This window comes from Psychrobacillus syltrankelensis, assembly GCF_055454035.1.
Genome location: NZ_CM144227.1, coordinates 702,448 through 725,859, shown reverse-complemented (window position 1 = coordinate 725,859; position 23,412 = coordinate 702,448). Strand labels below are relative to the sequence as shown.

The window sequence follows — 23,412 nt, the reverse complement described above, 5'->3', positions numbered from 1 at the left end:
GATGTTGCAGACGTGAGTGAACTGCAAAGAATAGGTTTCACAGTGGATATTTTAGACTTGAAAATGTACTTCCATAACCACGAAAGATTGAAAGAAAAGCTTGACCAATACGATGTTATTTGGGTAAGAGGTGGCAATACTTTTGTTCTTGCACAAGCAATGAGATTAAGCGGTTTCGATGAAATCATTAAAAAGTATTATAGAGAAAAAAGAGATATTCTATATGGGGGATATAGTGCAGGTGGTTGTATTCTTGGACCAACTTTAAAAGGCATACACTTAGCAGACGAACCTGAGCAGAAACCTTACGGAAATGAACATCAAGCTATATGGGAAGGTTTATGCATTTTGGATTATGTAATTGCCCCACATTATAAATCAGACCACAAAGAATCTAACGATATGGACCGAGCAATTGAATTTATGATCGATAATAAAATTCTATTTAAAGCATTAAGGGATGGAGAAGTAATCATAATTGAATAGTTCTAATCCAAAATTCTAAAACAGTTCAGCAATCGGGCGCGATTTTTTAATAAGCGTCGCTGTTCTTATTAAACTACCATGAAAATTAATTTCTTCAAGAAAAAGAAAAATGATAATACTTAAGATTCTCTGTGGCAGCACTTTTTTTGTGCTGCATGGATGTCTAACGGGTGCTTTAGTGGAAGATCGTTGAGCTGCTTAGACAACTCTTTTTTCTTATTGAACTAAAGAAACAGGTTAGTTTAACAATAAATGGTTTTTAATGGTAAAATGTTATTAAAAAAGGGAGAGAGGTGTAAAATGGAATACTTTTTAGCAGCGTTCTTGTTTTCGATACTATGGTTTCTTAATTTAGTCCAACTATTAGAAAAATTAAACCAAGGAAAAGACATACATAATCAAAAAATACTAGGCTGTGTATGGAGCGTTGGATTAACTTTTTCTTTGATTTTTTCTATAGCAGTTTTTATGTAAAAAGGTTTTAGAATACCTTTCCAGTGCTGTTTTGGTCATGAGCCCATATTAAGAACAAAATAAAATTATTATTGTGCTAACGGGTGCGTTAGTTAAACAAGACCATCAAAAAAAATGATGGTCTATTTTTATGTACAATGTGAAATGTTACACTTAAACTAACGAGACAGTTTAGTTGAAGAAGAACAGTATTTTAATCTAGGTTGGTTTAATTACGGTAAATGACAAGGAGTTCGGATAATTATTATGGACAATAATTCATTAAGGTTGGCAATAGAAAATGAAAAGTTTGATGATGCAGAAATCATTTTAGAGGAAATTAGCAGAAGTAAGGACATTCAAGCAATTCCTCTACTTATTGAATACTTACAAAGTACAGAAAATGCTTTATTTAGAAACTCCATTGCATTAACGTTAAGTGATATTGGGGACGAAGAAGTGGTACAACCGTTAATAGATGTTATTAATGACCCAAAAACTTTAGGTTTTAGAGGAACACTATTATACGCACTAGAACCATTCGATTGTTCAGCACATTTAGAAACACTAATTTACCATTTGATAAATGGAAACTTTGAAGTACAAGCACAAGCACATCAATTGATAGAGTCAATTAAAGGTGAAATATCAGATGAAGTTTTATTGAACTGTATTATTGAGGTAAAAGAAGGGTTAAATGAAATAGAACGACAAATGGATATAATGTCAGATACGTTAGAAACGTTGTTTGCTTTAAAGAAAAAATAATTAAGTTCTTTTTCTTCTTCAATGTAGTGTAGTGATTTAATTTAAAATCTTATAATTGAATACAAAGAAAAGTCCCTACTCTCAAAATAAAAGTAGGGATTTTTGGCGTTTTAATAGACTTAGGGATATGTGGAAAATTGGGGGCCTTATTGAAGTAAAGCCCGGTAGTACAAGAAGGTTTGTTCTTTGTTAGGTTTGATGTATAAGTCAATTCTTTCTTTAGCACTTTCACTCTTCCCCCCCCATTCAACAATCATGTAAATATTATTTACTTCGTTTAATGTAATAGGGGTTCCATCTTCGTTCAGATATGTTCCACCTTCAATTGCGCCAGTTGATTCCTCAGTAATATCAATTCCAACACCAGTTACCGCACCAGAATGCACTACTACGTCTTTTTCGTTAATAACTATGTGTGTTTCGAAATGAATAGAGTCTACAATAGACTTATTTCCATTTTTTAAATGTAAAATTCCATTGCCTACTTTAAAACTTTCTGGTGTTATCACAACTTCGTATCCATTTAAAATCCAGGTCTGACTTTCTCCCATTAACGATAAATAGTAATTACTAACTGACTTCTCTTTACCATTACATCCCGAAAGTAAAACAACAAGTAATAAAAAAAGTATATAAATAATTCTTTTACTTTTCAGTATCATAATTTGTCGATGAGTATGGTTTAAGCACCGATATTGTTAATGGCGGGGACTTTTGGGTATCAATGGATTGGTTAAGATTAGTATTACTGTTATCGCTTTGTGTTATATCTGGTATTAGTCTTTTTGTTGCTGAATTAGGTGATATAAAGTAAATAAACATTATGAAGAATTACACTCTAACAGGTCCTTAGTAGAACAAGATGAAAAGAAGAGCTTTCATGTTTAATAACCTAGCCTTAGAACTTCTTATTAGAATATCGACTTTAGTCATAGTATTAGGGAATAATGATAATTCTGAAACAAAAGCAGAAGGAAAAACTGCATTAGAAAATTATGAAATACGAGGTAGGTTTAGTTGAAGAGCGCTGTTTAACTTGTGTTCAACAATTGGGCCAGATTGTTGGATAATTAAAAATAGAGTGAAGGAGTGAAATAAGTGAGGAAATTATTTGTTATGATGTTTTTAGTCCTCTCAATTTTGTCGGCTTGTAACTCATCAAAGTTAAGTTTTAGTGAAATTGAAAACGTACCAAACAAAGTGCAAGATAAAATTGATCCTAACTTAAGACTTCAGTCAATTAATGAAACAAATGGTTCTTATATTATTTTTCATTCAAGTGGAGAAGTAGAAGCTGATTTAGAGACACAGGGGAATACAGTAATTATAAAGTTTAATGTACGTAATTCTAAAGATGATGCCGTAAAACAAAATGTATATTATTTAACAACTGATTCAACTCATGAAGTAATAGACGTTCAAGTGGATGGCAAATCAATACCTTTCGATGTTGTAACTATTTAAGAGGATCTTTTAAAAAGGTAATTATTTATTACATTAACAATCGGGAGCAATTGTTTAATATGCGTCTCTTTTTTCTTCTTCAAATCCATGAAAATTATTTCTTCAAGAAACACACTTAAGAAGACCCCTGCGTAATCAAAGAGGAGAGCGTACATTAATAAGTCTATTGTTTTCAGTGGACTACTAGTATTGACTCCTCTAACCATTTTCATTCTCAGTGGTGAAGTACTAGTTTATACGCTTCATGGATGACTAACGGCTGCTTTAGTAGAATATTGCTTAGGTACCTAATTTTCTTATTGGATTAGCGACGCAGTTTTTTTTAGAGAGGGCATAGCTAATTTTGGAGGATAAGACATGAGAATAGTAGATTTTTAAAAAAGTCTTTCTTTAAAAAGTGAATTTATTTATTTTGATAGTAATGATTATTTACGAGAGAAGACTTCAAATCCTTTGAGACTAAAACAAGTTATTGCTGATGCGGAATATTTATTAAAAATTAGTATTGAAGAAAGCGATAAGTATTTCCTTTACGGAACAGTGGGTAATTTGTATAGAATTTGCGGAGAGCCTCAGAAAGCACTCAATTACTTAAATTTCTGCCTATGTCATGCATTAGAAGAGGGAAACATAATAAGGGAAACAGTCACATTAATACGACTTGGTGAAGTATTAAAATATGATGAAATACATGATGAAGCGATACAGTTTTTTGAGAAAGCATTAAAAATTGTAAAGACAATAAGCTAGACACTTACTTAGATTTTGCTTTACAACATAAGGGAAAATGTCTAATGGAAAAGGAAAGGTTAGATGAAGCTGAAATAAGCTTTACAAAAGCACTCAATCTAAGAGAATTAAAAGGAGATACTACTTTAATTGATTCAACTAAAAAAGTATTAGAATTGGTGAAAAGATTAAAAAACCAAAAATCTTTAATCAACTAACGCGGCAGTTTAGTTGAATAAGGCATTTATATTATTATGAGTAAAGTAAAATTATAAAAGGAGGAAATAAAATGAAAAAAATACTCACGCTATTATTATTTACAATATTAGTTTTAACGGCTTGTACAGAAGTCACTAAAAATGAAATTACTAAAGATGAAGTTACTAACAATAATTATAAATTTATTGGAGAAAGTGAACATTGGGAAGCTGAATATATTTATAAAGGAACAGAAACATGGGGAGATAATAACGGAACAAAAACTTACTCTAACGAAGATAACCATGAATTTGTATTAAAATACAAAGGAGCTTTAAAAGAATTGTCTTCTATGAAAAAACTTGAATATTCTTATGAAACATTTAGTAGTAGTGGGAAATCAACAGAGGAATTCACTGACCCTCCTAAAGAATTAATATTTACTTCTAGGGGAAGTTCAGGAGGTGGAGCAAAAGTAAACGAAGATGAAGTTATACAAGTACATGTAAAATGGAATGAAACTGAAGAATCATTTGAATTGCATAATAAAAATAAGTAGATTTGATGAACTACCATGAAAATTAATTACTTCAAGAAAAGAAAAATGACAATACTTAAGAAGACCCCTGCGTAATCGTAAAAAAAGAGGAGAGCTACATTAATAAGTCTATTGTTTTCAGTGGACTACTAGTATTGACTCCTCTAACCATTTTCATTCTCTGTGGTGAAGCGCTGATTTTGCGCTTCATGGATGGCTAACGGGTGCTTTACTTCAAGAAGGAGTAAAGCTTTTTTCCTTATTAAACTATAGGGGCAGGTTAGTTGAACAAGGATTAGGCACAATCAGGAGAGAATTCTCAAAAGGAAAAGTAGATAGGAGTAAACTATGTTTAGTTTTTTATTTGAATTAATTGCAGGATTATTCGGCAGTGTTGGATATAGTGACACTTTAAATACGAAAAAAATTGACCAAAATATTGAACGGTTAAATCAATACGATTGGTTTAAAAAGATTTACGAGGATGAAGAATATCACCGTTTGTTTTTTGTAAATAAACACGTCAGACGTTATTTACAAAGCACAATTCGTGTTAGAAAAATTATTCGTAGTAAAGAAGCACGAAGAAAGCTATTGTACCTTCTTGATAAAGAAATAAAATCATAATTTTCTAATTGAACTAAAGGTGCAGTTTAGTTGAATTAGAAAATTTGTTAAAAGTACTATATTTTTATCTGAGAATGTTATGAGAAAGGGGTTCAAAGTGGCTATTTATTCAATAAATAATTACGAAAAATTAAAAGACATTTATTTACACGATTCCGAACTTCAAAATATATTGGTTAATTACAGTAAAAAGGAAATAGAAATAAATCTAAGAACAGCGACGAACCAAGATACAAATACAAGGGAAATTAAGTTGTTTTTCAATGAGGTAAGAAATTTACACGTTCCAATGCTAGAACCATGGGGAAGTGGCTTTTATATCTACTCAATTGATTTAGAAGTAGAAGATGAATATATTAAGACTACAATTACATTAAACTCTGGGGACGAGATAAGATGTGTCTCAGAAACAATAGAAACGGATTATTCTTATTAAGCTAACGGGTGCTTTACTTCAAGAAGGGGGTAAAGCCTTTTTTCTTATTAAACTAAAGGGGTAGGAGTGAAGAAGATATTATCTATTAACGAAATACCATCAGCAGATAAACAGGGAGGTTATAAGTTAATGGCACATCCGTATGAAATATTTGAAGGAACACCTTTATGGGACATTGTTAATAAAGGAATTAATGACCTTGTAGATAATAATGACATTGAAGAAACGACTCAAAGAGAATATATCGTTGGCTATCTTTGCAAGTTAATAAATGAATTGGAAACAGAAAAATGAGTTGTCCTTATTCAACTAACGGGCGCTTTACTTCAAGAGACCGTGATAGCAATAAATATAAAGATAAATCGAAAGGAATTGGTCTTAAGATGAAAAAAATTAAGTATTTAGCCTTTGCGATAGTTTTAGTTTTATTATCAATCTATCTATATAAGAGTTTCATATATTATTCGATTCCTTTCAATCCTATTAAGGAGTACTCATCTGAATCCGATGTTGACTTTCATATTACAAAAAATCTCCCTAATGGTGAAGGATTCAATGCAAAATGCCATGATGCAAAAAATTGTGGCTTAGTTTTGGAATACCTTAGCGGTCTAAAATTAATACCTTTAAAGGATAAGGTAGCACAAAAAATGCTTAATTATGAAAATGCAACCTATTTTAATGGGATGCTAAAGTTTAATGAATCGGAAATGATATTTATCTCGGATATATCTATAGACACCCCTAGTGTCCTTCGTATTAGTTCTTCCATAACTGGGTTCAAGGATGGATATTATGAAATTGAGGATTCTACTTTTGACTATAACTATATTTATGATTTGATTGGTGATACCAAAGAATAACGTAGATTAAATGTATAGGTCTGAACTGAATCACCTTTTGCTTTGGTGCTATATTTGCAGCAAACGGACTCGATTGTCGAGTAAGCTTCACTTTTCTTCTTCAACTAAAAGGGTGCACGTCAGATTAAGATCATTAGAAGGACAGTTTCAAATTACTTACAATTTAAAGCGGATTCGAAGAGTTATGAAGAAATACGAAATTGTATGTCCTATTAGAAGGACTAATCCTTACAAGAAAATGTTGAAAGCCACTCAAGAACACACTGTAGTGCCCAATTTATTAAATCGAGACTTTAAACAAGGAATTCCAGGAAAAGTACTACTCACTGATATTACATATTTATATTACGTTAATGGACAGAAGTCATATTTGTCCACCATTAAAGAATTTTGATAATTTCAAATGGGAAATTTATTTAAAAATGGAACCTCAATTCGTCTCAAACGTATTCAAGTAAAGCTGCAGATTAGTTGGAGTCGACCTAAAAATATTTATTTGGGAGGGTATTGTTAGTTATGGAAGGATATATAAGTATTGGGTTTATGATTATTGGATTTCTTATATTATATTATGTGATTCAGGCAGCAGTTACAAAAGGAATTAACAATTCAGCTATTGGCAAATTACTTGAAAAAGAACAAGGGGAAAGAGTAAAAGAAAGTTTAACGGTTGAAGATGTGCTTGAAAGTTATAAAAGAAGAGATGATAACAATAAGAGTTGATGCTATTCTAATTGAATTGTTCAACTAACGAGGTGCGAGGTGCTTTACTTCAAGAAGTAGTAAAGCTTTTTTCTTAATGAACTAACGCAGCAGGTTAGTTTAATAAGCTATATGGTTTTTTCTTTATTTGAAATTGAAAATATTGGAACCCTTTTTTCTTACATCCGTATTAAAGTAAAGAGGCCTGTTAGTCAAATAAAGGTGGAGATAATTAAAGTGAAAAAGAATACTTGGATTAGATTATGTTTGGTTACTTGTTTAACTATTATGTCTAGTTTTCTATTAAGTTCTTGTGATAACAACAATGAAAATACCACAATTAAACAGCAAAATTAATCTTAACGAAATAGGGGTGTAAAAACATCCCTTTTTTTATTTTAACAAGCAAGTTTGTGAAATATTTCACTTAAACTAACGGGTGCTTTACTTCAAGAAGGGGTAAAGCCTTTTCCTTATTGAACTAAAGTGGCAGTTTAGTTGAATAAGAAGGTTTTTTTGCTATTGTGTTGAATAGGTTAATATATGTAAAATATTGAAATAACGGGTACAGAATAGTGTATAAACAGTGGTTTCTTAATATTTATAGGGGGATGGATATGTTTTTCTTTAATAAAGAAGATGTTTATATGGGATTTTCAATGGAAGAATTATCAAAGGTAACAGCAATTTTAAAAAGAGAAGGTATTAAATATACCTATAAAGTTATAGACCCTTCAGGAAAATGGTTGGGACCTGGTACATCAAGAGGAAACTTTGGAAGTTTCGGAATGAACAAGAATTATGAAAAACAATATGTTGTTTCTGTTAGAAAAAGAGACGCAGATGATGCAAAATATTTTGTTCATAGTGTTTTGCATTCATAAGTTTTATTTAACTAAAACAGTGTGCTTTACTTCTGAAAGGAGTAAAGCCTTTTTCTTATTGAAGTAACGAAGCAAGTTAGTTCAATAAGCTAATTTTGAGTTAGTACGTCTAATAAGGAGTGAGGCATATGAGCCATCTATTAAAGCTGTGGTTATTGTTATTCATACTTATTGTCATTAATGGATGTGGACCGACTTCAGAAATTAAAGAAAGTGCAAAAGATTCTTTGAAAGAAACCGCTAAAGATACCATAATCACAGGTGGTCCTCTTCCACTGCAATGGATAAATTATGGTGGTGAGAAGTATGTTTTTAACAGAATTATTTCAAAAGAGCAAGTGGATATGAGTCAAATTGTCACAACAAACGCATTAACTGCATTAGGAGATGGTGCTGAATCTGGGAATGAGATTTTTCTTTATAAGAAAGACGGTAGTTTATTCATAATAGATAACACAGGACCTACTGAACAATGGGCGAATTTCAGTAAAAATAATTAAAATTAAATTTGGGCAATATAAAATCGGTGTCTATAAAGCTTTCCTTTAGCGCATACTTACAAAACGACTTGAGGCCGGAGATACGCCGCTGGATGGTCCTAGGCTTCATTTTGGCATTTATCATCTGATCTTGGATAAACCGTCTGACAATCGAGCGATTTAGATCCTGTAGCTCACATGAGCGCTGGTGGTGCTTTAAGAAGTGGCGGAAACATGTCAGGTCCTGTTCATAGCTGCGAATGGTTTCTTCCGAATAATTTTGTTCGATCTTGAGATACAATAAGAATTCGTCTACGGCTTGCTGAATTTCCATTAGAAAGACCTCCTAAAAAGTGATTATTTGTACACACCGTGAAATTCTGTCCCGTCCCAGAGAGTTATAGGTACGTACCTGCCACTTATTCAGCAGGCATTGTTTCTTATGGTCAACTTGAGTGGAGGAACTTGACCATATGAATAATTATGGGAAGGTAAATGATTGGTTATTGGTATCCCTGAAAATAATTAAGTTTACATAATATATATTATCTGCAGTTGTATCTCATTAATAAAGTATACTTGAAACATTGAGATATTCGAGAGAAATTTACATAATTTTAGTATTTTATGAACTTTAGTAGCTGTTCACTATTTGCAACTAAAAACAAACGTAATCAATGGATTGACATTGTTTACGTTTGCATTCTTGATAATTATTAAAACTACTTCCTACCAGATCTAAAGATACTAATTAAATAATCTTCTTCGAAAAAATCGCCAATATATTGGAATCCATTTTTAGTATAGAATTCTTTAAGTTTTATATTACCAGCCCAACAATCTAAATATAGTACTTTGTTTAAACTTTGAGCACTAGTACATGCAAAATCAGTTATTTTAGAACCTATTTTACTTCCCTGGTATTCTGGAAGAATTGCAATTTTTGATAAATATAAGCTTTCAGGCTCAATTGTATGTTCACCTATTTTAACAATTGTTTCAATAAAAAAGGTACCAATTACATTTTCGTTATGCATTAATTTATATGAATTACCTTCACTAATTTCATTACAAATATACTCAGAATCCCAAGGATTAGACCATTGATTTATATTCCTTTTTTGCAAATCAATCGTAACTTTATTTAAAACTTCTAGTATGTGTACTAAATCGCTTACCCCTGCTAATTTTATTATCATCAGATTTCCCCTGTTTAAAGTAATTATTCTAGTATACCAGCTTGATTCTGATAGTTTCGAATTATCATGCCGGATGCTTTCATCATCCCGTGCCTCTCATAATAAGCCTGTAAATGGTCATCACATAGTAAATCAATCATATAGAGGTCTTTAAGCTCCGCAATCATTCTTTGTAGTAGCTCTTTCCCGATACCTTTATTTTTATATGCAGTTAAAACTTCTAAAAGTGGAATATATGCACTTATAACGCCATCACAATTTGCTGTTATAAACCCTACTACTCCCCCACTTTCGGAATCGATAGCTAATATTTTATGAGAACTGCCTTGAGTATTTTCATATGAGTCTCAGTTGAAGGTGGGTTTGGCCAATCGACAAAAAATCCTTCTAATAATTCTGACTGAATATTTGCTAAATCATCTGTATATTTAATCACTTGTTAAACTCTTTCCTATCACAATTCATATGGGTGCATTTACCATATGATCAATAAAAAAGTAAAAACATTATACCTTCCCCTCATATATAATGTTCTGGTGCATATGTTGTAAGGCATTTATATCCTAAAAACTTGATAAAACACTACTTAAATGTTCATGAATTAATTTCCATTCATTCTGATCTTTTTTAATAAAAACATTTGTTGCACGTCCACATCCAGAAACAAATTTGCCATTATAATAACCTTCATAGTGGTATGTATAAATACAAGTTGCCGTTTTTTCCTCAGTTACTAACCACTGAACATTGGATACTGAATAGACCTCTTCTTTAATAACTTCCCATGAATTTTCAAAATAACTTTGAATTTCATTGATAGTTGTACAAGATTTATCAGAAAACCAATAAACTACATTTGGATGCAATAGACTTTTAACGTTTTCAAAATTATGAGTGTTTGTAGCTTTTATATATTGCTCCAGACATTTTATAAAACTCATACAATTCCTAATCTCCTCAATTCCCCATTCATTTATGGAGAGATTCTTATATTTCTTTTCCGTATCGAACTTCTTCATATTCTTGTTCAAAACCAACAGATGTATATAATAACATTGCTGATTCATTGTTTGTATTTACATCTAGAAATGCTGATTTACAACCGTTCTCTTTTAAATAAGAAAGTGCCTCAGAAAGTAAAAATCTTGCAATCCCTTGCTTTCTGCAGGATTCACGAACAAAAAGATCCTCAATGCAGCCATGCCCGTCTTCTTTCCATACCATCACGCTAGCAACTAGTGTATTATCGCGCCATATAGTGAGGGCTTTCCATAATGGTTTTTTTGATATTCAATTAATCGATCCAATCTAAGTGGTGAATCTGGCCAAATTTCAGCTTCTACTTTTAAGTATTCCTTCATGTCCTTATTAGTTGTCATTTCCCAGATACGAAATTGAAAAGGTGCATTAATTTTAAGTTTATCGATAGGCTTATCTAAATCCCTTTGCATCGAGAATATACTCTCTATGTATTTAAATCCTTGACGTATGAAAAATGCATTATTAAGTTCTTCAGTTGAATAATTTCCAACACATAGCATCGTTTTATTTTGACTTGAGAGCGATTGCTTTAATTCGTTTGCTTTTTGAAGCAATAACATACACAGAATCATAGAGGTTATTATCTTCTTCTCTCCCTGGTAAAATCTTAAGATTTGTAAAGATTTTATGAATCCCTGGAGTGCCCGCAGGGATTTCCGCGACAATTTGCACCTGTCCTTTTGCAATCATTTGATCATTCTCAAATGCACAAAATACATTTTGCCAATTTTCTTTTGGTCCTACCCACCAAAAAATAACTTTCTGTTTAACTGTTAAATTCTCACGAGATGTTTTCAAAAGCTGCATATCTTTTTCTTGGAAATTTCTAACCTCAATTTGTGCCATCTTTGCCACCTCTTCTCGGCTAATAGATTTCAGAATTGTCTAATATGATTATATGAATAAATTGTCATAAACGACAATTTATAATTGTGTAGCATAACTAGGCTGATAACTTGTTGGTTTAACTACTCAATCCTTTAAAAATTACCACTTGACTTCAAGTAGTAACTTTTACTTTAATACTTCTATTGATTTACTCTAGTCAATTTAGTTGAAAATAACAAAGTGGGTGGTATTATATAAGTATCAATTGAATATATTAAAAAAAAGACTGTTTGGTGCAACAACACCCAACAGTCTTGCAATAAAATAGTGTCGCTTCAAAGGCGATCAGCAATTACTAAGAGTAAACTACCCAATGCTTGCTACGGCTCAGGGGCGGTTTACTTTTTTTCTTTTGAAAAAGTAAGAATGTAGACAATTAAACCAGCGAACACTACTGCGTACATCAAAGCTTCAAAAGTCGTCATATGCAACATCTCCTTTCCCTATTCCTGTTAAAAAACAGGGATAGTAAATAGGAATAAAGGAAATGCTGACCGCCCATGAACACACTATTCTATTGCACTTTTTTTATATCATAAGTTGATTTTTATATTATCTAAGCATTCTGACAAAATGAGTTTTTTAACTTGTATTTCCACTAAAATTAATATACGCTATCCTTTGAAAGAAATAATTACTATAGGAGTGATTGAGATGGCAAAATCTGCTGCATATAAAAAACGAGCTCACCAGCTTCGAAACACAGGAAAAGATGTATCTGCATTTAGAAATGATGTTGATTTTAGTACCCACGTACGAATGACAAAAACAAAGAAAGAAAAATTACAACAGTATCAAAATAAACATAAAAAGCATTTCCAACAAGGTTTACGCCCCGATGGAAATGCTTTTTATGTTGCTTAAATAAAAGCTAATTTACTTTTTTTCATTCTCCATACGAAAATGGACGTTATCGATACACTAAGCAGGCCAAAGACAATGACCATGTATTGCATACCGATGGCATCTAAAAGAGCTCCTGTCGATAGCAAAACAACTTGGAAAGCTATTCTATCCAACATACTTCGGAATGAAAAGAATCTACCGTGAAATGCTTTAGGTATTTGCTTTTGAAAAATAGTCATAGCTGTTGGGAAGAAACAACCAAGTGAAAAACCAAAAATAGCAAAAACAATTAGTGTTAATGCCTGATTTGCAGCAAAGTATAGTAAAATCTCAGCAGAACCGATGATAAATACAAATGCAAATAAAACATTACTTATTTTCCACCTTGCGCCAATATACTTTACAGCTACCGTACCGAGCATAAAGGAAACTCCTTCAACTGCATAAATAGTTCCTTTAATCGAAGACGAGCCTTGTATTTCACTAATATTAATAACAAGTAAGTTAAAAGAACCCAAAAATAAGACTGGAATTAACGTTAAAATAAGTGTCATGAGAACAGCAGAATTTGCCCTTAACATTGGAAAAATCTCTTTAAATCCGCTCTTCTCTTTCCCAACTTGTCTTGCTACCTTTTCTTTTTCCTCTAATTTAAGAAAACAAGTAAACACTAACAAACCAGTATAAGAAATCATTGATCCAATATAAAGTGATTGTATTGGCCAATACACAAGTACAAGTCCAGCAATAGCAGTTCCAGCTACACGTGCAATAGTAGATATATTCATATGCCAACCATTAAGTTGTAACAATTCCTTTTCTTTAACAATCAAAGGTAATGTTGCTTGTAAAGCAGGGAAATAAAAAGCTCCGGATATTTGTAAACTAATTAAAAATAATACCATCCACCATATCGAACCTGTAGCAATTGCAACAAACATAAACAAAACACTAAGAACCCGTCCGATACTTGAAACGATTAACACCTTTTTTTTCTTAGATTGATCAATAATCTTCCCTGCAAACGGACCTATCAATACACCTGCTAATAGTCCGCTTGCAAGAATTAATGATTTATGAAAATCAGATGGAACTTTTTCTTGCATAAACTCAAGATTACCAATAATGCCACTCCATAGACCGAAGCCTGCAATCAATTCCCCTATTAAAACAATCCAAACATTCGTATTTCTCCACATATTATACCCTTATTCTTTCAGCTCAATCGGCTGTTTCCATACTCGAACAAGTTTACCGTCTTTTTCAGTATCTACAATAAATGACCCGTTAGAATAACGGTCAGTTGGACGCAAAGTGTTCGTTTGAACGATTTCCTGAACTCCTTTTTCTGTTTCTAAGACAAGTTCATCTGTTTTATTCGTTAAAATTACTGTAAATACTCTATGTGCATTCGTTTTTAATTCACGAAGGGTAACAATTCCTCGTTTCGCACGACCACCTGTTTCAATTTCTTTTAAGGCCATTTTTTTCACTGATCCACGATGCGTCACCAATGTAATATCATCATGACTATTTTGACTAATTATATTAACACTTACTACGTAATCATCTTCTTTTAAGTTTATAGCTTTAACTCCACCCGTTTTAACGCCAGTGATTGGCACTTCATCTAATGAGAATCGAACGGAGTAACTATTGTAAGTGGTAAATAATACTTCATCGGAAGGTGAAACAAGTTCTGCAAGTATTAATTCATCTTCTTTTTTCAAGTTGATAGTTTTAATCGGTCGTGCGTATCGTTGAACAACATAATCAGAAAGTAAAGATCGTTTAATCTGGCCATCTCTAGTTGCGGTAAGTACACATAAATCCAGATCGAATGATTCTATACCTATTGCATTTATGATGGATTCATTCGTTTCTAAAGGTACTATGCTTGAAATATGCTGACCAAGATCTTTCCAGCGAATATCAGGCAACTCATGAACAGGTTGATAAATATAATTTCCTTTGGAAGTGAATAGTAGTAAATGATGTTGTGTATTAATTGGTTCTTTGTATAATACGTAATCAGATTCCTTTATTGCAAAGTCTTGTCCGTTAGAAGCAGTAAATGATCGCATACTTGTACGTTTAACATACCCGTCTTTTGTAACTGTTACAATTACTTCCTCACTTGGAATTAATACATCTAGCGTAACTTTAATCTCTTCAATTTCATCTTCAATTACAGATTTTCTTGGTTCTGCAAATTGTTTTCGGACTTCTAACAATTCTTTTTTTATAACTTTTAAAAGAACAGCTTCGCTAGCTAGAATACTTTCTAATTTTTTTACTAACGCATTGAGCGTTTCTTCTTCATTTTGTAGTTCTGTTATATCTGTATTAGTTAGTCTATATAATTGCAATGAAACAATTGCTTCAGCTTGAGCTTCAGAGAAAGCAAATGCAGTCATTAAGTTATTTTTAGCATCTCGTTTATCTTTAGAAGCACGGATAGTTTTAATTACTTCATCTAAAATGGATAATGCTTTCATTAAGCCAGCAACAATGTGCAGACGTTCCTTTGCTTTTTTTAAGTCAAAAGCAGTTCTTCTAGTCACAACCTCTTTTTGATGACCGATATATGAATCTAATAACAATGGTAAGGTCATCATTGTAGGTCGTCTATTATGAATTGCAATCATATTAAAGTTATACGTTACTTGTAGATCTGTATTTTTGAATAAGAATTGAAGGATACCATGAGCCTCTACTTCTTTTTTCATCTCAATAACAATACGTAATCCCGTACGGTCGGATTCGTCACGAACATCTGCAATTCCATCGAGACGCTTATCATGTCTTTGTTCATCAATTTTTTTAATTAGATTGGCTTTGTTTACTTCAAAAGGAATTTCAGTAATAACTATTTGCTCTTTACCGCCTTTTATTACTTCTATTTCCGTTTTAGAACGAACAACAATTTTCCCTTTACCTGTTTCATATGCTTTTTTAATGCCATCCACACCTTGAATTATCCCGCCAGTTGGGAAATCAGGTCCTTTTATAACTGTCATTAACTCATCGATTGTAGCAGCAGGATTTTCCATTCGCATTAATACAGCATCCAATGCTTCATGAAGAGCATGAGGTGGTATATCTGTAGCGTATCCTGCAGATATACCAGTCGATCCATTAACTAATAGATTTGGAAAACGTGCAGGTAAAACAACAGGCTCTGAGTCGGAGTCATCAAAATTTGGAATATAGTCTACTGTGTTTTTATTAAGATCTCGGAGAAGCTCATGTGAAATAGCAGAAAGTCTTGCTTCTGTATAACGCATTGCAGCAGGTGGGTCCCCATCAACAGAACCATTATTACCATGCATTTCCACTAACATATGTCTAAGTTTCCAATCCTGACTCATACGAACCATTGCTTCGTAAACAGAGCTATCGCCATGAGGATGGTAGTTACCGATAACATTACCAACTGTTTTAGCGGATTTACGGAAAGGTTTATCATTTGTATTTCCTTCATGGAACATTGCAAATAAAATACGGCGTTGAACAGGTTTTAACCCATCTCTTGCATCTGGTAGTGCACGGTCTTGAATGATGTATTTACTATAACGTCCAAACCGATCACCTATCACTTCTTCTAGTGGTAAATCTTGATAACGTTCGGCTTGTGTCATACTTGTTCATCCTCCGTGTGAATTCTTTCATTTTCTAAAATATTTGAATCATCTTCTAAACTAAAATTAACATTAGCTTCAATCCATTTACGACGGGGCTCTACTTTATCACCCATTAAAGTCGTTACATGTCTTTCAGCACGAGCACCGTCTTCTATAGTTACACGAATTAATGTACGAGTTTCAGGATTCATAGTTGTATCCCATAATTGGTCAGCATTCATTTCTCCAAGCCCTTTATAACGTTGGAGCATAAATCCTTTCCCAATCTTCTTGGAAGCCGCGTCTAATTCTTTTTCTGTCCAAGCATATTGGAACACTTCTTTTTTACCTAGACCTTTATATACTTTATAAAGAGGAGGTAAAGCGATGTATATTTTCCCGTTTTCGATCAGTGGTTTCATATAGCGATAAAAGAAGGTTAACAATAGCACTTGAATATGAGCGCCATCAGTATCAGCATCAGTCATGATTACTACTTTATCATAAGCAATATCGGCTATATGGAAGTCCGTTCCTACTCCACCTCCGATAGCATGAATAATAGTGGCAATCTCTTCATTTTTCATAATATCCGCAAGTTTTGCTTTTTCTGTATTAATTACTTTACCTCTCAAAGGAAGTATTGCTTGAAAAGTTCGATCTCTTCCTTGCTTGGCAGATCCTCCGGCAGAATCTCCTTCGACGAGATAGAGTTCATTTTTAGAAGCATTTCGAGATTGAGCGGGAGTTAACTTACCAGACAATAACGTGTCAGAACGTTTTCGTTTTTTTCCATTACGAGCGTCTTCTCTTGCTTTACGTGCTGCTTCTCTAGCTTGTTGAGCACGAATTGCCTTTCGTATTAACGAGGATGTAAGCTCAGCATTTTCTTCCAAAATATATTGAAGTTTTTCCGAAATAACTCCATCAACAGCACTTCTTGCTTCACTTGTCCCAAGTTTCCCTTTTGTTTGTCCTTCAAATTGCAGTAAATTCTCTGGAATACGAACAGAAACTATAGCAGATATTCCTTCTCGAATATCTGAACCTTCTAAATTTTTATCTTTTTCCTTTAATAAACTTGTTTTCCGAGCATACTCATTAAAAACTCTTGTTAGTGCAGCTTTTGCACCAGTTTCGTGCGTTCCGCCATCTCTGGTACGGACATTATTTACAAACGAGAGAATTGTTTCTGAGTACCCATCATTAAACTGAAAGGCAAACTCTACTTCTATTTCATCCTGTATCCCTTCCATGTAGAACACGGGATGTAGGACATCCTTTTCTTCATTCAAATAAGATACGAATGCTTGTATTCCAGTTTCATAATAAAAAGTTTCATGGGTACTTGTTCGTTCATCAATTAATTCGATTTTTAATCCTTTTAGAAGAAAAGCAGATTCTCTTAATCTTTCGCTTAATGTTTCGTAGTTATATTTAACTACAGAAAAAATGGAGTCATCTGGAAGGAAATGTACGGATGTACCAGTTTCTTTTGTCGTCCCAATTTCTTTTAACGGTTGGACAACTTTCCCACCATTTTCAAATCGTTGGATAAATTTTTTTCCTTCGCGATGGATAATAACCTCGACAATTGATGAAAGCGCATTCACAACGGAAGCCCCTACACCGTGTAGACCTCCACTTGTTTTATACCCTCCTTGACCGAACTTACCGCCAGCATGTAATACTGTAAATATAACTTCAGCGGTCGGTATTCCAGTTTTATGCATACCAGTCGGCATTCCTCGTCCATAATCTCGAACAGTAATACTTTGATCTTCATGAATTGTCACGGTAATATGATTACCAAATCCCGCGAGGCTTTCATCTACAGAATTATCTACAATCTCATACACCAAATGATGCAATCCTCTTGCATCTGTGGAACCAATATACATACCAGGTCTTTTACGGACGGCTTCGAGCCCCTCCAATACCTGAATATCATCATCACTATAGCTGTGTATTATTTCGGTTTTACTCAATATATGTTCCCCTCCAAAAAAAACAAAACATCTGTTCTTAGCTATTCTTTAAGCCTACAAACAGATTGTTCGTATGTCAATACTTTGCTTACATAGGGCCAGCTTTAATTGTAAATAAATATAATGCTGTTTGCAATCTACTATACACTAGCTTTCTCTATTGGTATGCATTTTTCCTTCTTTATGTTTAACAGAACTTAGCTTACATGGTAAACATAATAAGTTCAACTTATAAATATTTTAACTGATTTTCATTCGTTTGACGTTCTTTACATTGAACAGTGCTTATCGTACATGGTAAACTAAGAGTTCAATATATTATTAGTTTTATACTAAAAGGAGTATTTTATGATGATCATTATTTTGCTATTACTTGCATATGTAATTGGTTCAATCCCTTCTGGCCTGTGGGTTGGAAAATTATTTTATAATACTGATATAAGACAGCATGGTAGCGGAAATTTAGGTGGAACGAACACATTCCGAACTTTAGGCAAAAAAGCTGGTTTGGTTGTTACTATTATGGATATACTAAAAGGAACTGCTGCCACTCTACTTGGTTTGCTTCCATTTTTTGAATCTACTAATGTTCATCCTTTAATACTTGGCATAGTTGCAGTGGTTGGCCATATGTTCCCAATTTTCGCTAATTTTAAAGGTGGTAAGGCAGTTGCCACTTCTGGCGGAATATTACTTGGTTATAACTGGCCAATATTTGTATTATTAATTGTTGGTTTTTTGGTTGTACTTAAGATAACTAAAATGGTGTCTTTAACTTCAATGATTTTAGCAATCATTGCCTTATTATATTCTATAATTTATTATTTTACTTTTGATCATGATTTACCGTTAATCGGAGTCGTTTTACTAATTGCAATCTTTATCTTTTATCGACATCGTTCGAATATAAAAAGAATCAAAGCAGGAACCGAACCGAAAGTAAAATGGATTTAAGCTATTGAAAGCTGGTGATTAGTTTGAAAATATTCATCTCTACAGAAGCAATGAACTGGTTCCAAGAAGAAATGGAAGCGAAAGGTGGAGACAAAATTCGCTTTTATGCTCGCTACGGTGGATCAAGTCCTTTACATGATGGGTTTTCTATTGGCATGACAAAGGATACTCCGGTTATACCATCTGTTACATTAATGTTAAAAAATATTTTATTCTTTATCGAAGAACTAGATGAATGGTTCTTTGATGGTCATGATCTCTATGTTAATCTAGATTCAGAGTTAGACGAATTATCTTATTCATATAAAAAAGCGTGATTATACCACGCTTTTTTTATTTGAACCTCTTTAATTGTGATAGAAGTCCTTCTTCTTCCATAATGTCATATTCGTATTTTCCGAACAAATCAAAATGAGGATATCCTTCTTTTAAATCAATCCATTGTTCTTTTAATCCGTACTTTTTACCCCACTCTATTAGTGTAGAGATGTTGCTACAACCTACTTTTGTAACTGTCTTGCAACCGGGGAATCGCTTATCAACCCAATAGTGAGTAAGGAATGCTATTTGCTCGTTTTTTACTTGTCTTTTCCACTCATTAAGTTCATCTCGAGTTATTCCAAAAGCCATTATTCATTTACCTTGGCGATTTCGGCATATTTCGCATCCCAAATAGGATCTATTTTCTTTAGAGAAATTGGTCGAAAAGTGTCTTTTTTTACTACAACATGCTCTGATGTCGCGGTAGATGCAATAGTGCCATCTTTATGTACTATCTCATATCCATAAGTAGTTCTTAATTTACCATGGTTTTCAATCCATGTTTTAACGATTACTTTTTCACCGTATTTAACGGAAGATTTATAGCTAATATTCACATTTGTCACTGGAGATATAAAGCCATGTTCCTCTAGCCCAGCATAGGTGAAACCTAAGTCTTGAATTAGTTGAGTACGCCCTATTTCCAACCAAATAACATAGTTCGCATGATATACAACTCCCATTTGATCTGTTTCTGCATATCGTACTTCAATTTCTTTTTCACTAATAAACATTTGAAAGTCACCTCTATATCTATTATACAAAAAGACGACTTAAAAAGCTGTAAAGTACTACTCTACAGCTAATTGTAACAATTTTTTTTTATCAATTTTACCAATATCAGTTCGTGGAAGTTCTTCTACATTAAAAATCTTTTTTGGAACTTTAAAGCCTCCAAGTGACTTTCTACAATGGGTAATAATCTCTGATTCATCAAATTCATTCGGTTCTTTACATGTTATGAAGGCAGTAACACATTCTCCCCAATTATCATCTTTTACTCCAATTACCGCTACTTCTCGTATATTAGGATGTAATATGAGACACTGCTCCACTTCTTGAGGATATACATTTTCTCCACCAGAAATGATCAGTTCTTTTATCCGGCCTACGATAAAATAATCCCCGTCTGCATCCTTTTTTGCTAAATCCCCTGTTTTTAACCAACCATTAACGAGCGATTGACTCGTCTCTAGCTCATTGTTCCAATACTCAGTGAATACATGCTTTCCTGAAATATATAACTCCCCTATTTCATTTGTCTTACAGATTTTTCCTAATTCATTTATAATTTTTACATCATTGAATTGCATACATTTCCCTACAGATCCTATTTTATTTCTTGCTACTTCTGGTTGAATATAAAAGTTATTTGGTCCAGCCTCTGTTAATCCATATCCTTCTTTAAAAAGTGCTCCTTTCTTTTCAAATTCTTTGTAAATTGTTTTGGGACATGGAGCTCCGCCTGATAAAAAAACTTTTACAGTAGGGAATGTGGCAGTTTTCATATAATCTGTTTGAAGCATCGATTGATACATTGTTGGTACGAATAATGAAATAGTCGTCTTATATGTATTTAAAGCTTTTAAGGCTTCTTCTGCATGGAAACGACTACCAGTGACAACGGTTCCACCTACCATTAGTACTGGAATACAAAGGGCATTCAAACCTCCTGTATGGAACATTGGCATATAATTGAGTGTACAATCCGTTTTATTTAAACCCCAGCTAATTATCGTGTTGATAGCATTCCAATTGATCGCATTAAAAGATAGTACTACCCCTTTTGGCTTACCAGTAGTTCCGCCCGTGTATATGATAAACCATGGATCAGATGGGGTACAATTAGAATAGGAACTTGATAACTCTGAATTGTTATCTTTTATATCCGATATTAATAATCGATTGATATTTGTAAACTTACTACTAATAATTTGATGTTCTGCATCGTGGATAATGAGAACTGGTTGACAATCTTCCAAAATATACAGTAATTCTAGTTCACTTAATCGGAAATTGAGTGGAACATATAGAATCCCCTTTAAACCACATGCAAATAAAATTGAAAACAGTTCAATTCTATTTTGAGACAAAATAGCAACTCTATCGCCTTTTTGATATTGTTGAAGATTAAAATAATGAATCCATTTAGAGATATGGTTAGTTAACGTTTGATAACTCCATTTTTCACCTGAATTACTATCAATTAAAGCAATCTTCTTTGGAGACAGTGCTGCACGTTTATATATCCAAGTTTGCTCTGTATACAAATTGCACCGCTCCTTTCATTACATCATAATACCGCCATCCACTTGTAACACATGCCCATGCACATAACTCGATTCGTCAGAAGCTAGAAATAAATAAGCATTCGCAATATCTTTTGGATCCGCAAGTCGTTGGAGGGAAATAACGGATTTCATTTGATCTATTATTTTATCAGGCATCTTCTCAACCATCGCAGTACGCGTAAATCCAGGAGCAACTGCGTTGACATTAATCCCTTTTCGCCCTAACTCTTTTGCCCAAGTTTTTGTCATCCCAATTACAGCTGCTTTCGAGGCAGCATAATTCGTTTGACCGACGTTACCATATACACCAGTTACGGAGGATGTATTAATGATTTTTCCAAAACCCTGCGCGATTAAATAAGGCACTACTGCTTGTGTACAATGAAAAACACCTTTTAAGTTAACATCTAAGACAGCCGAAAAATCTTCTTCTGTCATTTTAGTTAACATTGCATCTCTCGTTATTCCTGCATTATTTACTAAAATATCAATTTTTCCAAAATAATCAATTGTTTGTTGAATTAGAGAGTCCACACTCTCACGGTTCGCTACATCTACTTGAATAAATTTTACTTCTGCACCTTGTTCTACTAATGATTCTGCCTGATCAGATCCAGAAATTTCATTGTAATCTGCCAATACAACTTTCGCACCTTCTTCAGCAAAACGTTTTGCAGCAGCTAAACCTATGCCATTAGCAGCACCTGTTATAATCGCTACTTTTTCTTTTAATCTCATATATCATTCTCCTTTGTTAAGAACGTTTCAATACGATTTGTTAACTGCTCCAAATCATCGATTAAAGGCGAATGACCACAATTGGTTAATGGAATATACGTAGCATTTTCTCCTAAATCCGAGACAATTTCTTGTGTCATTTCTTCCGTGACTACATAATCTCGATCTCCTCTTATAATGAGTGTAGGAATGGTGATGTCTTTTGCTTGATTGGATCCGATTTTTACGCCATTATGTTCGCCACTGATATTAAACGTGTTTAATGAATGATAGACATCGGCCAAGTTTCGTTGTGTTAACATATCATCCACGTATGCATCATAATGAGCTTCACAAGGCTGATTATGTGTATAAATGGCTGCATTCCAAACTGCTTTTAATCCATCTTTATTCCGGGTGTCATATAATCCTTGCATTACAATGGTTTTAGATGGATCTGATTCTATTTCCTCTAGTGTCTGTAATCTATGTTCTAGGTTTTGAGTTCCATCTGATTTCGTTCCATAGAATGGGTAGCCACGTGTAGAAGCAGATGCTAGAAGAACAAGTTTTTCGCAGTATCCTGGAAAATCTGCAACAAATTGCATACATATTGCCCCACCGGTTGACCATCCAATTAAATGAAATTGTTTTAACGATAATAGGTCAACAAATTCTTTCAAGTCATCTGAAAAGTCTTTAATTCCTTGTACACGTGTATAATAAGTGGACCCCCCAAACCCTCTAAGATCAATAGCGTATATAGTGAACTTCTTATCTAACTTTTCTAATAACACATCCCAGTGCTTTGATGAAGTCATATTTCCATGCACTAGCACAATCACATATTCTCCACCTAGACGTTCCCTATAAGCAATTGCCTCTCCATTTGCTAACATAACTTTTTGAAATTCCAT

32 protein-coding genes and 1 pseudogene are annotated in these 23,412 nt (G+C 33.3%); 17 read left to right on the top strand and 16 right to left on the bottom strand.

Annotated features, from left to right (window positions below; all coding sequences use genetic code 11):
- The first annotated feature begins 12 nt into the window (after positions 1-12).
- Together ACTSKG_RS03745 and ACTSKG_RS03740 are read left to right on the top strand one after the other, a co-directional pair.
- On the top strand, positions 13-486 hold the full coding sequence (locus ACTSKG_RS03745) for a Type 1 glutamine amidotransferase-like domain-containing protein (protein WP_464756807.1): 474 nt from the start codon (positions 13-15) through the stop codon (positions 484-486).
- A gap of 720 nt (positions 487-1,206) precedes the next feature.
- Entirely contained in the window at positions 1,207-1,707 is a 501-nt protein-coding gene (locus ACTSKG_RS03740; protein ID WP_464756806.1) for a HEAT repeat domain-containing protein, read from the top strand.
- 146 nt (positions 1,708-1,853) lie between these two features.
- Here the strand turns inward: ACTSKG_RS03740 and ACTSKG_RS03735 are convergent, their stop codons facing one another.
- Positions 1,854-2,216 (bottom strand): hypothetical protein, encoded by a 363-nt coding sequence (locus tag ACTSKG_RS03735; RefSeq protein ID WP_464756805.1) that lies wholly within the window; start codon positions 2,214-2,216, stop codon positions 1,854-1,856.
- A 589-nt stretch (positions 2,217-2,805) separates the two neighbouring features.
- On the opposite strand from ACTSKG_RS03735, the gene ACTSKG_RS03730 reads away from it, so the two are divergent.
- From ACTSKG_RS03730 to ACTSKG_RS03675, 12 genes and pseudogenes are all read left to right on the top strand, one after another.
- A complete protein-coding gene (locus ACTSKG_RS03730; protein ID WP_464756804.1) occupies positions 2,806-3,171 on the top strand; it encodes a peptidylprolyl isomerase in 366 nt (121 codons plus the stop codon).
- Between the two features lie 453 nt (positions 3,172-3,624).
- A complete protein-coding gene (locus ACTSKG_RS03725; RefSeq protein ID WP_464756803.1) occupies positions 3,625-3,921 on the top strand; it encodes a tetratricopeptide repeat protein in 297 nt (98 codons plus the stop codon).
- A gap of 44 nt (positions 3,922-3,965) precedes the next feature.
- Complete coding sequence (locus ACTSKG_RS03720; RefSeq protein ID WP_464756802.1) at positions 3,966-4,118, top strand: hypothetical protein; 153 nt, start codon at positions 3,966-3,968, stop codon at positions 4,116-4,118.
- A gap of 71 nt (positions 4,119-4,189) precedes the next feature.
- Positions 4,190-4,657 carry a hypothetical protein gene (locus ACTSKG_RS03715; RefSeq protein WP_464756801.1) on the top strand — a complete coding sequence of 156 codons (468 nt, stop codon included), beginning with the start codon at positions 4,190-4,192 and terminating at the stop codon, positions 4,655-4,657.
- A gap of 327 nt (positions 4,658-4,984) precedes the next feature.
- The gene (locus ACTSKG_RS03710; protein WP_241600612.1) at positions 4,985-5,263 is read left to right on the top strand and encodes a hypothetical protein; all 279 of its coding nucleotides are present in this window, start codon (positions 4,985-4,987) and stop codon (positions 5,261-5,263) included.
- Positions 5,264-5,360: 97 nt separating this feature from the next.
- Positions 5,361-5,699: a hypothetical protein gene (locus ACTSKG_RS03705; protein ID WP_464756800.1), complete on the top strand. Its 339-nt coding sequence runs from the start codon at positions 5,361-5,363 to the stop codon at positions 5,697-5,699.
- A gap of 66 nt (positions 5,700-5,765) precedes the next feature.
- Positions 5,766-5,993: a hypothetical protein gene (locus ACTSKG_RS03700; RefSeq protein ID WP_464756799.1), complete on the top strand. Its 228-nt coding sequence runs from the start codon at positions 5,766-5,768 to the stop codon at positions 5,991-5,993.
- Complete coding sequence (locus ACTSKG_RS03695) at positions 5,990-6,562, top strand: hypothetical protein (RefSeq protein ID WP_464756798.1); 573 nt, start codon at positions 5,990-5,992, stop codon at positions 6,560-6,562. The genes ACTSKG_RS03700 and ACTSKG_RS03695 overlap by 4 nt, the downstream gene beginning before the upstream one ends.
- Positions 6,563-6,670: 108 nt before the next feature.
- Positions 6,671-6,944 (top strand): annotated as a pseudogene (locus tag ACTSKG_RS03690) (IS3 family transposase); the annotation flags it as partial.
- Positions 6,945-7,078: 134 nt separating this feature from the next.
- Complete coding sequence (locus ACTSKG_RS03685) at positions 7,079-7,285, top strand: hypothetical protein (RefSeq protein WP_402975607.1); 207 nt, start codon at positions 7,079-7,081, stop codon at positions 7,283-7,285.
- Positions 7,286-7,881: 596 nt separating this feature from the next.
- A complete protein-coding gene (locus ACTSKG_RS03680) occupies positions 7,882-8,148 on the top strand; it encodes a hypothetical protein (protein WP_464756797.1) in 267 nt (88 codons plus the stop codon).
- A gap of 128 nt (positions 8,149-8,276) precedes the next feature.
- Positions 8,277-8,648 (top strand): hypothetical protein, encoded by a 372-nt coding sequence (locus ACTSKG_RS03675; RefSeq protein ID WP_464756796.1) that lies wholly within the window; start codon positions 8,277-8,279, stop codon positions 8,646-8,648.
- Here ACTSKG_RS03675 and ACTSKG_RS03670 read toward each other — a convergent pair.
- The 7 genes from ACTSKG_RS03670 to ACTSKG_RS03640 all read right to left on the bottom strand — a co-directional run bounded on the left by ACTSKG_RS03670 (position 8,632) and on the right by ACTSKG_RS03640 (position 11,713).
- Positions 8,632-8,961, bottom strand: a complete 330-nt coding sequence (locus tag ACTSKG_RS03670) for a site-specific integrase (RefSeq protein ID WP_464756795.1) — start codon at positions 8,959-8,961, stop codon at positions 8,632-8,634. The genes ACTSKG_RS03675 and ACTSKG_RS03670 overlap by 17 nt on opposite strands.
- A 388-nt stretch (positions 8,962-9,349) precedes the next feature.
- Positions 9,350-9,826 (bottom strand): GNAT family N-acetyltransferase, encoded by a 477-nt coding sequence (locus ACTSKG_RS03665; protein ID WP_464756794.1) that lies wholly within the window; start codon positions 9,824-9,826, stop codon positions 9,350-9,352.
- A gap of 23 nt (positions 9,827-9,849) precedes the next feature.
- Complete coding sequence (locus tag ACTSKG_RS03660; RefSeq protein WP_464757960.1) at positions 9,850-10,095, bottom strand: GNAT family N-acetyltransferase; 246 nt, start codon at positions 10,093-10,095, stop codon at positions 9,850-9,852.
- A gap of 294 nt (positions 10,096-10,389) precedes the next feature.
- Positions 10,390-10,767, bottom strand: a complete 378-nt coding sequence (locus tag ACTSKG_RS03655) for a YybH family protein (protein ID WP_464756793.1) — start codon at positions 10,765-10,767, stop codon at positions 10,390-10,392.
- 46 nt (positions 10,768-10,813) lie between these two features.
- On the bottom strand, positions 10,814-11,050 hold the full coding sequence (locus ACTSKG_RS03650; RefSeq protein ID WP_464756792.1) for a GNAT family N-acetyltransferase: 237 nt from the start codon (positions 11,048-11,050) through the stop codon (positions 10,814-10,816).
- Between the two features lie 11 nt (positions 11,051-11,061).
- Positions 11,062-11,427 (bottom strand): hypothetical protein, encoded by a 366-nt coding sequence (locus tag ACTSKG_RS03645; RefSeq protein ID WP_464756791.1) that lies wholly within the window; start codon positions 11,425-11,427, stop codon positions 11,062-11,064.
- On the bottom strand, positions 11,372-11,713 hold the full coding sequence (locus ACTSKG_RS03640; protein WP_464756790.1) for a hypothetical protein: 342 nt from the start codon (positions 11,711-11,713) through the stop codon (positions 11,372-11,374). Before ACTSKG_RS03640 ends, ACTSKG_RS03645 begins: the two co-directional genes overlap by 56 nt.
- A 696-nt stretch (positions 11,714-12,409) precedes the next feature.
- On the opposite strand from ACTSKG_RS03640, the gene ACTSKG_RS03635 reads away from it, so the two are divergent.
- Entirely contained in the window at positions 12,410-12,619 is a 210-nt protein-coding gene (locus tag ACTSKG_RS03635; RefSeq protein WP_464756789.1) for a hypothetical protein, read from the top strand.
- Here the strand turns inward: ACTSKG_RS03635 and ACTSKG_RS03630 are convergent.
- Genes ACTSKG_RS03630 through parE form a run of 3 tightly spaced genes read right to left on the bottom strand, consistent with a single transcriptional unit; the run spans position 12,616 to position 18,212 of the window.
- Positions 12,616-13,800, bottom strand: coding sequence for an MFS transporter (locus tag ACTSKG_RS03630; RefSeq protein WP_464756788.1), 1,185 nt, complete (start codon positions 13,798-13,800; stop codon positions 12,616-12,618). The two genes, ACTSKG_RS03635 and ACTSKG_RS03630, sit on opposite strands and share 4 nt — an antisense overlap.
- A gap of 9 nt (positions 13,801-13,809) precedes the next feature.
- Complete coding sequence (gene parC, locus ACTSKG_RS03625; protein ID WP_464756787.1) at positions 13,810-16,242, bottom strand: DNA topoisomerase IV subunit A; 2,433 nt, start codon at positions 16,240-16,242, stop codon at positions 13,810-13,812.
- Positions 16,239-18,212, bottom strand: coding sequence for a DNA topoisomerase IV subunit B (gene parE / locus ACTSKG_RS03620; RefSeq protein WP_464756786.1), 1,974 nt, complete (start codon positions 18,210-18,212; stop codon positions 16,239-16,241). Before parE ends, parC begins: the two co-directional genes overlap by 4 nt.
- A 348-nt stretch (positions 18,213-18,560) precedes the next feature.
- Here parE and plsY point away from each other — a divergent pair, with 348 nt between their 5' ends.
- Together plsY and ACTSKG_RS03610 are read left to right on the top strand one after the other, a co-directional pair.
- Positions 18,561-19,166, top strand: coding sequence for a glycerol-3-phosphate 1-O-acyltransferase PlsY (gene plsY / locus ACTSKG_RS03615; RefSeq protein ID WP_464756785.1), 606 nt, complete (start codon positions 18,561-18,563; stop codon positions 19,164-19,166).
- 14 nt (positions 19,167-19,180) lie between these two features.
- Positions 19,181-19,483 carry a HesB/YadR/YfhF family protein gene (locus ACTSKG_RS03610; protein ID WP_464756784.1) on the top strand — a complete coding sequence of 101 codons (303 nt, stop codon included), beginning with the start codon at positions 19,181-19,183 and terminating at the stop codon, positions 19,481-19,483.
- A gap of 16 nt (positions 19,484-19,499) precedes the next feature.
- Here the strand turns inward: ACTSKG_RS03610 and ACTSKG_RS03605 are convergent, their stop codons facing one another.
- From ACTSKG_RS03605 to phaZ, 5 genes are read right to left on the bottom strand one after another with little or no spacing between them, the layout of a single operon-like run.
- Positions 19,500-19,796 (bottom strand): hypothetical protein, encoded by a 297-nt coding sequence (locus ACTSKG_RS03605; RefSeq protein WP_464756783.1) that lies wholly within the window; start codon positions 19,794-19,796, stop codon positions 19,500-19,502.
- Complete coding sequence (locus ACTSKG_RS03600) at positions 19,796-20,221, bottom strand: acyl-CoA thioesterase (protein ID WP_464756782.1); 426 nt, start codon at positions 20,219-20,221, stop codon at positions 19,796-19,798. The genes ACTSKG_RS03605 and ACTSKG_RS03600 overlap by 1 nt, the downstream gene beginning before the upstream one ends.
- Before the next feature lie 57 nt (positions 20,222-20,278).
- Entirely contained in the window at positions 20,279-21,757 is a 1,479-nt protein-coding gene (locus tag ACTSKG_RS03595) for an AMP-binding protein (RefSeq protein ID WP_464756781.1), read from the bottom strand.
- A gap of 18 nt (positions 21,758-21,775) precedes the next feature.
- A complete protein-coding gene (gene fabG / locus ACTSKG_RS03590) occupies positions 21,776-22,516 on the bottom strand; it encodes a 3-oxoacyl-ACP reductase FabG (RefSeq protein WP_464756780.1) in 741 nt (246 codons plus the stop codon).
- Positions 22,513-23,412, bottom strand: a complete 900-nt coding sequence (phaZ, locus tag ACTSKG_RS03585) for an intracellular short-chain-length polyhydroxyalkanoate depolymerase (protein ID WP_464756779.1) — start codon at positions 23,410-23,412, stop codon at positions 22,513-22,515. The genes fabG and phaZ overlap by 4 nt, the downstream gene beginning before the upstream one ends.

Coding starts and splice junctions, on each gene's coding strand:
- ACTSKG_RS03740 (WP_464756806.1), top strand. CDS start 1,207: ATGGACAATAATTCATTAAGGTTGGCAATAGAAAATGAAAAGTTTGAT.
- ACTSKG_RS03720 (WP_464756802.1), top strand. CDS start 3,966: ATGGAAAAGGAAAGGTTAGATGAAGCTGAAATAAGCTTTACAAAAGCA.
- ACTSKG_RS03715 (WP_464756801.1), top strand. CDS start 4,190: ATGAAAAAAATACTCACGCTATTATTATTTACAATATTAGTTTTAACG.
- ACTSKG_RS03710 (WP_241600612.1), top strand. CDS start 4,985: ATGTTTAGTTTTTTATTTGAATTAATTGCAGGATTATTCGGCAGTGTT.
- ACTSKG_RS03695 (WP_464756798.1), top strand. CDS start 5,990: ATGAGTTGTCCTTATTCAACTAACGGGCGCTTTACTTCAAGAGACCGT.
- ACTSKG_RS03685 (WP_402975607.1), top strand. CDS start 7,079: ATGGAAGGATATATAAGTATTGGGTTTATGATTATTGGATTTCTTATA.
- ACTSKG_RS03680 (WP_464756797.1), top strand. CDS start 7,882: ATGTTTTTCTTTAATAAAGAAGATGTTTATATGGGATTTTCAATGGAA.
- ACTSKG_RS03675 (WP_464756796.1), top strand. CDS start 8,277: ATGAGCCATCTATTAAAGCTGTGGTTATTGTTATTCATACTTATTGTC.
- ACTSKG_RS03670 (WP_464756795.1), bottom strand. CDS start 8,961: ATGGAAATTCAGCAAGCCGTAGACGAATTCTTATTGTATCTCAAGATC.
- ACTSKG_RS03665 (WP_464756794.1), bottom strand. CDS start 9,826: ATGATAATAAAATTAGCAGGGGTAAGCGATTTAGTACACATACTAGAA.
- ACTSKG_RS03655 (WP_464756793.1), bottom strand. CDS start 10,767: ATGAGTTTTATAAAATGTCTGGAGCAATATATAAAAGCTACAAACACT.
- ACTSKG_RS03650 (WP_464756792.1), bottom strand. CDS start 11,050: ATGGTATGGAAAGAAGACGGGCATGGCTGCATTGAGGATCTTTTTGTT.
- ACTSKG_RS03645 (WP_464756791.1), bottom strand. CDS start 11,427: ATGTTATTGCTTCAAAAAGCAAACGAATTAAAGCAATCGCTCTCAAGT.
- ACTSKG_RS03640 (WP_464756790.1), bottom strand. CDS start 11,713: ATGGCACAAATTGAGGTTAGAAATTTCCAAGAAAAAGATATGCAGCTT.
- ACTSKG_RS03635 (WP_464756789.1), top strand. CDS start 12,410: ATGGCAAAATCTGCTGCATATAAAAAACGAGCTCACCAGCTTCGAAAC.
- ACTSKG_RS03630 (WP_464756788.1), bottom strand. CDS start 13,800: ATGTGGAGAAATACGAATGTTTGGATTGTTTTAATAGGGGAATTGATT.
- parC (WP_464756787.1), bottom strand. CDS start 16,242: ATGACACAAGCCGAACGTTATCAAGATTTACCACTAGAAGAAGTGATA.
- plsY (WP_464756785.1), top strand. CDS start 18,561: ATGATGATCATTATTTTGCTATTACTTGCATATGTAATTGGTTCAATC.
- ACTSKG_RS03605 (WP_464756783.1), bottom strand. CDS start 19,796: ATGGCTTTTGGAATAACTCGAGATGAACTTAATGAGTGGAAAAGACAA.
- ACTSKG_RS03600 (WP_464756782.1), bottom strand. CDS start 20,221: ATGTTTATTAGTGAAAAAGAAATTGAAGTACGATATGCAGAAACAGAT.
- fabG (WP_464756780.1), bottom strand. CDS start 22,516: ATGAGATTAAAAGAAAAAGTAGCGATTATAACAGGTGCTGCTAATGGC.
- phaZ (WP_464756779.1), bottom strand. CDS start 23,412: ATGGAATTTCAAAAAGTTATGTTAGCAAATGGAGAGGCAATTGCTTAT.